The organism is Kitasatospora sp. NPDC056327 (assembly GCF_042261735.1).
In the GTDB taxonomy this organism is placed as follows: domain Bacteria; phylum Actinomycetota; class Actinomycetes; order Streptomycetales; family Streptomycetaceae; genus Kitasatospora.
Genome location: NZ_JBHJRC010000308.1, coordinates 1 through 9,865, shown reverse-complemented (window position 1 = coordinate 9,865; position 9,865 = coordinate 1). Strand labels below are relative to the sequence as shown.

Below are 9,865 nucleotides of genomic sequence, written 5' to 3'. Positions count from 1 at the left end.
GGTGCGGTGGGTGCGCGATACGGAGCGGGGACGACGGTGCGGAGCGGACCCGTGGTGGCGCCGGTCATGGGCAGATCCATTTCACGCAGAGCAGTGGGTTGCTCGCGCTAGGTTAAGGCCATGGGCTGTGTGATCCCAACACGCCCTGGTGGAAGGGGAATCGGGCGCTTCCGCGGCGGGCGGCGGCGCGCCCTTCCGGCGGTGGAGGGCCGGTGCCCTCCCACCGAAAGCGCTCACGAGCGGGCAGAATGCGTCGGGACCTGTCAGGCGGTGGCGGGCCGGTGAGGGAAGGTGTGCGCGATGGCGGAGGCCAGCAGTTCCGTGGCGGCCGGGCCGGGTGCGGCCGGGGCCGGCGGCGACGGCACGGCGGGACCGGGCGGGGCGGACGGCGCCCCGGCCGGCCGGGGCGGCCGGATCGCCGGGCGGATCACCGCCTGGAAGGCGGCCGGATCGCGGCTGGCGCTGCTGCCGCTGCGGCTCTTCCTCGGCGTCACCTTCGTCTACGCGGCGCTCGACAAGCTCTCCGACAGCCACTACCTGGCCGGCGCCGGCGACCCGGCGTCGTTCGTCTCGCAGACCCGGGCCGTCAAGGGCACCAGTCCGGTCTCCTTCCTGCTCGGCCCGGCCCTGGACCACCCGACCCCGTTCGCGCTGCTGGTCGCCTTCGGCGAGCTGGCGGTCGGCCTGGGCACCCTGCTCGGCCTCTGGGGCCGGCTCGCCGCCGCAGGCGGGGCCCTGATCAGCCTCAGCCTCTGGCTCACCGTCAGCTGGAACGTCGCGCCGTACTACCTCGGGAACGACCTGGTCTACCTGATGGCCTGGACGCCGCTGCTGCTGGCCGGCACCCCGTACCTCTCGGTGGACGGCTACCTCGCCCGGCGGTCGGCCCGGGACCGCGCCCGCGGCCTGCGCGAGGAGCACATCCGGCGCCGGGCGCTGATGGACGGCGGCATCGCGGCCGTCGCGATGGGCGGTGCCGGGCTGCTGACCGGTTCGCTGACCGCCACCTTCGGGCGGGACGAGCCGGCCGCGAAGGCGAAGCAGTCCGCCGCCCCGGCGCCGGCCGGCACCCCGGTCACGGTGGACGCCGCGAGCGTCCCGGTCGGCGGTTCGGCCCAGGTCAAGGACCCGGTCAGCGGCGACGCGGTCTACGTGGTGCAGCCGACGGCGGGGCAGTACTGCGCGTTCTCCTCGGTCTGCACGCACTCCGGCTGCGCGGTCGACGCCCCCCGGAACGGCCAGCTGTACTGCCCCTGCCACGGCTCCCGGTTCGACGCGGGCACCGGTGCGGTGCTGACCGGCCCGGCCACGAAGCCGCTGCCCAGGTACCGGGTGACCAAGGAGGGCGAGAAGCTCAGGCTCGGACCGCAGGAGGGCTGAACCGTCAGCCCTGCTCCTGCCGCGGTTCCTCCGGCCGGGACCGGCGGACCGCCGCCGCCACCGCCCCGGCCAGGCCGCCCAGGCCCAGCACGATGAAGGTCACCGGGATGACGATCCGGCCGTTCACCGAGACGTCGTTCACCGCCGCCACCAGGTAGAGCACCGCGATCACGGTGAAGAGTCCGCCCGCGATCAGCGAGAAGAGGTCGAGCCGGTGCTTCCTCACTTCTGGACCACCTTGACGTCTCCGAGCCCGACCTTCAGCGTGAGGCCGAGCGAGCCCCTGGATGTCTGTCCGTTCGCCGGGAGCACCTGGTAGGTGCGCTTGCCCGGCCCGTCGTCGTTGCCGTCGACGCCCGGCACCCGGACGTCGGCGAGGCCCGTCTCGGCGCGCACCTCCACCGTCACGCCCGCCGGCACCAGCACGGTCAGGTCGCCGGCGCCCAGCTCCACCGTGGTGGCCAGGGCCGCGCCGGCCGGGTCGATCGCGCTGAGGTCCAGGCGCAGCGTGCCGACGCCCAGCGTGTACTTGGGCTGCAGCCCGGCGGCCGTGGTGACGGTCCACGAGCGGTCGCCCGCCAGGTTCTGCGCCGAGACCGCGGACTGGCCGATCCCGGTCAGCGCGAGGGTGAGCAGCAGGCCGGGGACCACCAGCCGGCGGGCCCGGCCGAACTTCGCGCCGAGCAGCAGGGTCAGCCCGAGCACCAGCAGCGCGGTGGCCAGCACGCTGCCGGCCCGCACGGTGCCGCCGCCGGCCTCCGAGACCGACCAGACGGCACTGGCCGCGCCGACCGCCAGCAGCAGGCCGATCAGGCCGAGCGGGGAGCGTTCGCGCCGGTGCACCACCACGGGCGGGCGCGGCGGGGCCGGGGCGGTGCCCTTGCGCAGCGGGTCGCCCTGCGGCAGGTCGGTCCGCTGCCACCAGGCCGGTGCCGGGCCGCCCGGCGGCGGGGCGGGGGCGGTGTAGGGCTGGCCCGGCGCGGTGCCGCCGTAGGGGTTGCGCTCGGGGTGGCGCGGGTCCCACAGGTAGCCGGTCGGGCCCGCGTGCGGGGTGTCGGCCGGGACGGTGCCGGCGGCCCGTTCGCGGGCGTGCCGGGCGCGGGCGCCGTCGTCCCCGTCCGCGGGCTCCTCGCGAGGCCAGCGGTAGTCGCCCCCGGCGGGGCCGCCGTGGTCCCCGGTCCCGTGGTCCCCGTGCACCCCGTGGCCGGTGTGACCGCCGTGGCCGCCGGCGTTCGGGTCGGCGTCCGGGAACCAGCGGTCGTACGGGCCGCCGTGCCGTCCGCCGTGGCCGTGCGGGTGCCGGCGGCCCCGTCCGCGGATCCGGCCGCCGCGGCGGCGCTCCGGGTCGTAGCGGACCGCCAGGAAGACCATTCCGGCGAGCAGCATCAGGGGGAACAGCTGGCCGCCGTCGCCCATCTGGGAGAAGAAGACCCCGGTGCCGATCACGGTCAGCAGCACCGCGCCGATCGACTGGCCGTCCACCCGGCCGGTGAGCACCCGCTGGAGCTCGGTGCGGCCGGAACGCGCGCCGCCCTTGCCGTCCGGGCCCGCCTCGATCGGCACGATCAGCCAGGCGAGGCCGTACAGGAAGAGGCCGAGGCCGCCGGAGAGGCAGAGCACCACCGTGACGACGCGGAACACCACCGGGTCGATGTCCAGGTGACGGCCGAGGCCGCCGCAGACCCCGGCCACCACGCGGTGGCGCTCGGCCCGGTTCAGCGGGGGCCGGTCCGGCGCGGGCGGGGCGGCGGTCCCGGCCTCGTGGAGCTCCTCTGCGCGGTGGTCTTCGGTCATGCACACCATCCTGGTGGGTGCCGGACCCCCGCCCAACCGGTGTGGCCCCTGCTCGGACCCTGACTTGTCCCTGATAAGGGTCAGGGCCCCACCCTGATGCGTCCGGGTCCGCCCGCGTGGAACGATCGGTGACGTGGCAGCACCCGGTTCCGATCCCCGCCCCCTCGCCCCCGAGCTCGCGCCGCCCGGGGGCGCCGACCCGTCCGCGCCCGGCGACGGGCGGCCGCCGTACCGCCGGCTGTACCGCAGCCCGCAGGGGCGGATGCTCGGCGGCGTCGCGCACGGGCTCGCCGTGCACCTCGGACTGCCCGTCAGCTGGGTGCGGATCGCCTTCGTGGTGCTCTTCTTCGCCGAGGGCCTGGGCGGCCTGCTGTACGCGGCGTTCTGGTTCGTGGTGCCGATCGGCATCGGCGAACCGGCCCGCCGGCCCGGCGCGCACTGGGCCTACGTGAACGGCGCCTTCGTCCCGGTCGGCTCCTGGCAGGGCGGCGGCGGCGGGGAACTGCGCAAGGACGGCGAGCGCTCCGGCGGCTGGATCGGCCGGCTGCGCGAGGTGCTCCAGCACGCGCTGCGCGGCGAGCCGGTCGAGGCACCGGGGGAGGCCGCGGCGGCCGGGGCGGACACCGGGCGCCAGCGGCCGGGCGGCCTCGGCCAGCTGGCCGCGCTGGTGATGCTGGTGATCGGTGTGATCGCCCTGCTCAACGCGCTCGACGTGCAGACCGCCAAGCCCTACACCTGGCCGCTGCTGGCGATCGGCGTCGGTGTGGCGCTGGTCTGGCGGCAGGCCGACGACTCGCGCTGGCAGCGCTGGTTCGGGCTGGAGGAGGGGGAGCGGCGCCGCGGCGCCTACACCCGGGTCGGCGCGGGCGTGCTGCTGGTGGTGGCCGGCATCATCGCCTTCCTCCTCACCCAGGGCAACGAGTCGACCGTCGGCTGGATGATCGAGTCCTCGCTGGCGGTGCTGGCCGGCGTGCTGGTGCTGGTCGGCCCGTACGCGCTGCGGATGTGGCAGGACCTCGGCGCCGAGCGCACCGCCCGCATCCGTGCCCAGGAGCGCGCCGAGATCGCGGCCCACGTGCACGACTCGGTGCTGCACACGCTGACCCTGATCCAGCGCCGGGCCGAGGATCCGAAGGAGGTGCTGCGGCTCGCCCGCGCCCAGGAGCGCGAGCTGCGGCTCTGGCTCTACCGTCCGGAGGCGGTGGCCGAGGCCGCCCCGGACACCATGGCGGAGAGCCTGCGCGCCGTGGTCGCCGAGGTCGAGGACCGGCACGGGGTCCCGGTCGAGGTGGTGATCGTCGGCGACTGCCCGATGGACGAGCGGATCGCGGCCCAGATGCAGGCCGCGAGGGAGGCGACCGTCAACGCGGCCAAGTACGGTGGCGGGGGACCGGTCCAGGTCTACGCCGAGGTCGAGGGGAGGACCGTGATGGTGTTCGTGCGCGACCACGGACCCGGCTTCGACCCGGACACGGTGCCCGAGGACCGGATGGGCGTACGCGAGTCGATCCTCGGCCGCATGAAGCGCAACGGCGGCACCGCACGGGTGCGGCCCGCGCCGGACGGCGGGACCGAGGTCGAGCTGGAGATGGAGAGAGCGAATGACTGAGGCAGCGCCGGAGCGCCGCGCGCGGGTCGTCCTGGTCGACGACCACCGGATGTTCCGGACGGGGGTACGGGCGGAGATCGGGCGCACCGAGACGACCGGGATCGACGTGGTCGGCGAGGCCGACGACGTCGAGTCCGCGGTCCGGGTGGTCGCCGAGACGCGGCCCGACGTGGTGCTGCTGGACGTCCACCTGCCCGGTGGCGGCGGCGTCGAGGTGCTGCGCCGCTCGGCCGGGCTGATGGGCGACCAGGGGGGAGTGCGGTTCCTGGCGCTCTCGGTGTCGGACGCGGCGGAGGACGTGATCGGCGTGATCCGCGGCGGCGCCCGCGGCTACGTCACCAAGACGATCACCGGGACCGACCTGGTGGACGCGATCTTCCGGATCGGCGACGGGGACGCGGTCTTCTCACCGCGGCTGGCCGGCTTCGTGCTGGACGCCTTCGCGGCGACCGACACCCCGCCGGTGGACGAGGACCTCGACCGGCTCACCCAGCGCGAGCGGGAGGTGCTCCGGCTGATCGCCCGCGGCTACGCGTACAAGGAGATCGCCAAGCAGCTGTTCATCTCGGTGAAGACGGTGGAGAGCCACGTCTCCGCGGTGCTGCGCAAGCTCCAGCTGAGCAACCGGCACGAGCTGACCCGCTGGGCCACCGCGCGCCGGTTGGTCTGAGCGGCGGGCCCCGCCCCGCCCGGTCCCGCCCGGTCCACCGGCGGACCGGGCGGGCGGAGGGACCGGACGGGCTTGTCGGCGCGTGGCCATAGACTCGTCAGTGCCATGAATAGCCTCTTTGACGACCTCCCGCTCCCCGGTTTCGAGGCCCCCGCCGCCGGGTCGAAGCATCCCGCGCCGCCGATCGACGAGGAGCCGCCGCCGTACGAGGACGACGTCCCGTACGACGCCTTCGAGGAGGCGATCCCCGAGGGGCTGTTCCACACCGACCACGCCGCGCAGGCCGAGCGGGACGCCTGGTACCGCAACGGCGCCGCCCGCCCGGTGACCGACCCGGCGGCGCTGCTGGAGGGCATGAACGACCCGCAGCGCGAGGCCGTGCTGCACGCCGGTTCGCCGCTGCTGATCGTCGCCGGCGCGGGCTCCGGCAAGACCCGGGTGCTCACCCACCGGATCGCGTACCTGCTGGGCGCCCGCCAGGTGCAGCCGGGCGAGATCCTGGCGATCACCTTCACCAACAAGGCGGCCGGCGAGATGCGCGAGCGCGTCGAGCAGCTGGTCGGCCCGCGCGCCCGGGCGATGTGGGTCTCGACCTTCCACAGCGCCTGCGTGCGGATCCTGCGCCGCGAGTCCAAGCTGCTCGGCTTCACCTCGTCGTTCTCGATCTACGACTCGGCCGACTCGCAGCGGCTGATGGCCCTGGTCTGCCGCGACCTCGACCTCGACCCCAAGCAGTACCCGCCGAAGTCGTTCACCGCGAAGGTCAGCAACCTCAAGAACGAGCTGATCGACGAGGAGACCTACGCCGACCAGGCCGCCAACCCGATGGAGAAGAAGCTCGCCGAGGCGTACTTCCTCTACCAGCGGCGGCTGCGCGAGGCCAACGCCCTCGACTTCGACGACATCATCATGACGACGGTGAACCTGCTCCAGGCCTTCCCCGACGTCGCGGAGCACTACCGGCGCCGCTTCCGGCACATCCTGGTCGACGAGTACCAGGACACCAACCACGCCCAGTACACCCTGGTGCGCGAGCTGAGCGGCGGCACGGCCGCCCACGCGCCCAGGCGCACCGTCGACGGCGACCCGGTCGACCCGGCGGCCGGCCGGCTCGCCGAGGTGCCGCCCGCCGAGCTGTGCGTGGTCGGTGACGCCGACCAGTCGATCTACGCCTTCCGCGGCGCGACGATCCGCAACATCCTCCAGTTCGAGGAGGACTACCCGAACGCCACCACGATCCTGCTGGAGCAGAACTACCGCTCCACCCAGACCATCCTGGGCGCCGCCAACGCCGTCATCGAGCGCAACGCCAACCGGCGCAAGAAGAAGCTCTGGACGGCCGGCGAGGACGGCGAGAAGGTCGTCGGCTACGTCGCGGACGACGAGCACGGCGAGGCCCAGTTCATCGCCGACGAGATCGACCGGCTCACCGACGCCGGCTCGGCCAGGCCCGGCGACGTCGCGATCTTCTACCGCACCAACGCGCAGTCCCGCGTCTTCGAGGAGGTGTTCATCCGGGTCGGCCTGCCGTACAAGGTGGTCGGCGGGGTGCGCTTCTACGAGCGCAAGGAGGTCAAGGACGTCCTCGCCTACCTGCGGGTGCTGTCCAACCCCGAGGACACCGTGCCGCTGCGCCGGATCCTCAACGTGCCCAAGCGCGGCATCGGCGAGCGGGCCGAGGCGATGGTCGACGCGCTGGCCGCGCGCGAGCGGATCTCCTTCGCCCAGGCGCTGCAGCGGGTCGACGAGGCGTACGGGATGGCCGCGCGCTCGGCGAACGCGGTGAAGAAGTTCAACGTGCTGATGGCCGGACTGCGCCAGGTCGTCGAGTCCGGCGCGGGCCCGGCCGCGGTGCTGGAGGCGGTGCTGGAGGAGACCGGCTACCTGGCCGAGCTGCAGTCCTCCACCGACCCGCAGGACGAGACCCGGGTGGAGAACCTCCAGGAGCTCGCCTCGGTCGCCCTGGAGTACGAGCAGGACCCGGGCGAGCGCCCCGACGCGGAGGAGGACGGCGCGCCGCCGGTCGGCTCGCTGGCCGACTTCCTGGAGCGGGTGGCGCTGGTCGCCGACTCGGACCAGATCCCGGACGAGGACGAGGAGGGGCAGGGCGTCATCACGATGATGACCCTGCACACCGCCAAGGGCCTGGAGTTCCCGGTGGTCTTCCTGACCGGCATGGAGGACGGCATCTTCCCGCACATGCGGGCGCTGAACCAGGTCAAGGAGCTGGAGGAGGAGCGGCGGCTCGCCTACGTCGGCCTGACCCGGGCCCGGCAGCGGCTCTACCTGACCAGGTCGGTGCTGCGCAGCGCCTGGGGACAGCCGGCGTACAACCCGGCCTCGCGGTTCCTGGAGGAGATCCCGGAGACGCTGGTGGAGTGGAAGCGCACGGGAGCGGCGCAGGCGCCGGCTCCGCGGGGCTTCTCGCCGGGTTCCTCCGGCTCGTCCTGGGGCGGGCGGTCCTCGGGCGGCTCCTCCCGCGGCGGTTCCTCGCGCGGCCCGGCCGCGGCCTCGCCGAAGGCGGGCTGGGGGCAGTCGGCGCGCCGGCCGGGCACGGCGGTGGAGCGGGAGGTGGTCGCGCTGGCGGTCGGTGACCGGGTCACCCACGACACCTTCGGACTGGGCACGGTGGTGGCCACCACCGGGGCCGGCGACAAGGCGCAGGCCACGGTGGACTTCGGCACGGAGGGGCGCAAGCAACTGCTGCTGCGCTACGCGCCGGTGGAGAAGCTGTAGGGCGGGCGGGCTCGGCCCGCGCCGGGCCGGTGGCTCAGCGCGGGTCGAGGCCCTGGGCGAGGAACCAGGGCAGCGGGTCGACGGGGGCGCCGCCGCCGGCCGGGCGGACCTCCAGGTGCAGGTGCGGGCCGGTGCTGTTGCCGCTGCTGCCGACGAAGGCGATGACGTCGCCCGCCTTCACCGTGCCCTTGCGGATCTTGTACGAGCGCAGGTGGCAGTACCAGACCTCGGTGCCGTCGGCCGTCCTGAGTATCGTCATGTAGCCGTACGACGGGTTCCACTGCGTGCGGATCGTGCCGTCGGTGACGGCCAGGACCTGGCTGCCGCCGTCCACCGGGAAGTCGATGCCGGTGTGCCGCTTGGCCCAGTGGGTGCCGGCCGCGCCGAACACCTCGCCGAGGCCGTGCTGGGCGACCGGCATCGAGATCCTGGGGCGTTCCGGCGCGGGGGCCTGTCCGGTGCCGGAGACCTGCGTGACCGGCTGTCCGTCCGGGCCGTTCTGTCCGGCCGCGTCGGGTGCGCCGCCCTGGGTGGCGGCGAGCGGCTGACGGGAGTCGCTGCGGGAGGCCTGGTCGGCCTGGCCGGCGGCGAGGGCCTGCTGGGCGGCCCGGGCCGCCTCGGCGGCCCCGGCGTCGGGGGCGTCGGCGGCGGTGGTCCGCTCGGGGCTCCGGCCGGCCGCCTGGGCACGCTGCTGGTCGGCCTCGCCCTGGACGGTGACGGCGGCCGCGGCGGCGACGCCGAGTGCGGCGACCGAGGGCAGCGCGACCCGCAGCAGCGCGGTGCGGGTGGCCGCCTTGGCGGCGTCGCGGCGCGCGGACCTGGACTGCTCGCGGGCGGCGAGGCGCAGTTCCGCACGGGTCGGGCGGGCGGCTGCTTCGGGAGCCATCGCGGCTGCCTCCTCGGTGGGCCTCGGGCGCGTCGTCGGGCGGAAGGGTGCACGGGGGGTAAACGACCGTGACTGTAGCCGGAACGCGGACATCCGGACAAAAGTCCGGATGTCAAGAGGCTGGGGGTGTGCGGTTGCGGGGTAGAACAGGGGGAGCGGGGGCGGTCTGTGATTTTCCCCTCGTCTTGAGGGGCGGCGCGCCCAACCGGGACGGGTGGCGCTACCCTCCCCTCAGATTGGTTATTGCTCGTTAACCTCGCCCGTGCCCACAAGGTCCGGTGGGGGATGGACGACGAGGTCCGGGAGGCAGTGATGGGTGTGTCAGGACCGATCCGCGTGGTGGTCGCCAAGCCGGGGCTGGACGGTCACGACCGCGGCGCCAAGGTCATCGCGCGCGCCCTGCGCGACGCCGGCATGGAGGTCATCTACACCGGGCTGCACCAGACGCCGGAGCAGGTGGTCGACACCGCGATCCAGGAGGACGCGGACGGCATCGGCCTGTCGATCCTCTCCGGGGCGCACATGACGCTCTGCGCGCGGGTGCTGGAGCTGCTGAAGGAGCGCGACGCCGCGGACATCAAGGTCTTCTGCGGCGGGATCATCCCGGACGAGGACATCGTCGAGCTGAAGGCGCTGGGCGTGGCCGACATCTTCACGCCGGGCACGCCGACCACCGACGTGGTCGCCTGGGTCGAGGCCAACCTGCGGGCCGCGGGCTGAGGAGCGGGACCGGGAGTCGCCGGGGCCGGGGGCGGGGGGGGGGGTGGGGGCGCCGGTGCCGGGTGGGTCC

At 74.4% G+C, this 9,865-nt stretch carries 8 protein-coding genes and 1 pseudogene; 6 read left to right on the top strand and 3 right to left on the bottom strand.

The window, feature by feature from the left end; all coding sequences use genetic code 11:
- Positions 1–300 precede the first annotated feature (300 nt).
- Positions 301–891, top strand: a pseudogene (locus tag ACFCX4_RS30755) (DoxX family membrane protein); the annotation flags it as partial.
- Between the two features lie 48 nt (positions 892–939).
- The gene (locus ACFCX4_RS30750) at positions 940–1,380 is read left to right on the top strand and encodes a ubiquinol-cytochrome c reductase iron-sulfur subunit (protein WP_376149572.1); all 441 of its coding nucleotides are present in this window, start codon (positions 940–942) and stop codon (positions 1,378–1,380) included.
- 4 nt (positions 1,381–1,384) lie between these two features.
- Here ACFCX4_RS30750 and ACFCX4_RS30745 read toward each other — a convergent pair whose 3' ends face one another.
- Positions 1,385–1,606, bottom strand: a complete 222-nt coding sequence (locus tag ACFCX4_RS30745; RefSeq protein ID WP_376149563.1) for a hypothetical protein — start codon at positions 1,604–1,606, stop codon at positions 1,385–1,387.
- The gene (locus ACFCX4_RS30740; RefSeq protein ID WP_376149560.1) at positions 1,603–3,174 is read right to left on the bottom strand and encodes a PspC domain-containing protein; all 1,572 of its coding nucleotides are present in this window, start codon (positions 3,172–3,174) and stop codon (positions 1,603–1,605) included. The genes ACFCX4_RS30745 and ACFCX4_RS30740 overlap by 4 nt, the downstream gene beginning before the upstream one ends.
- A gap of 238 nt (positions 3,175–3,412) precedes the next feature.
- Between ACFCX4_RS30740 and ACFCX4_RS30735 the strand changes: the two genes are divergently transcribed.
- The 3 genes from ACFCX4_RS30735 (at position 3,413) to pcrA (ending at position 8,189) form a co-directional block, all read left to right on the top strand.
- A complete protein-coding gene (locus ACFCX4_RS30735) occupies positions 3,413–4,783 on the top strand; it encodes a PspC domain-containing protein (RefSeq protein ID WP_376149569.1) in 1,371 nt (456 codons plus the stop codon).
- Positions 4,776–5,453, top strand: coding sequence for a LuxR C-terminal-related transcriptional regulator (locus ACFCX4_RS30730; protein WP_376149557.1), 678 nt, complete (start codon positions 4,776–4,778; stop codon positions 5,451–5,453). Before ACFCX4_RS30735 ends, ACFCX4_RS30730 begins: the two co-directional genes overlap by 8 nt.
- Before the next feature lie 105 nt (positions 5,454–5,558).
- The gene (pcrA, locus tag ACFCX4_RS30725) at positions 5,559–8,189 is read left to right on the top strand and encodes a DNA helicase PcrA (protein WP_376149554.1); all 2,631 of its coding nucleotides are present in this window, start codon (positions 5,559–5,561) and stop codon (positions 8,187–8,189) included.
- A 34-nt stretch (positions 8,190–8,223) separates the two neighbouring features.
- Here pcrA and ACFCX4_RS30720 read toward each other — a convergent pair whose 3' ends face one another.
- Positions 8,224–9,075, bottom strand: a complete 852-nt coding sequence (locus tag ACFCX4_RS30720) for a M23 family metallopeptidase (protein WP_376149551.1) — start codon at positions 9,073–9,075, stop codon at positions 8,224–8,226.
- Between the two features lie 312 nt (positions 9,076–9,387).
- Between ACFCX4_RS30720 and ACFCX4_RS30715 the strand changes: the two genes are divergently transcribed.
- On the top strand, positions 9,388–9,795 hold the full coding sequence (locus ACFCX4_RS30715; RefSeq protein WP_376149566.1) for a cobalamin B12-binding domain-containing protein: 408 nt from the start codon (positions 9,388–9,390) through the stop codon (positions 9,793–9,795).
- Positions 9,796–9,865: the final 70 nt, after the last annotated feature.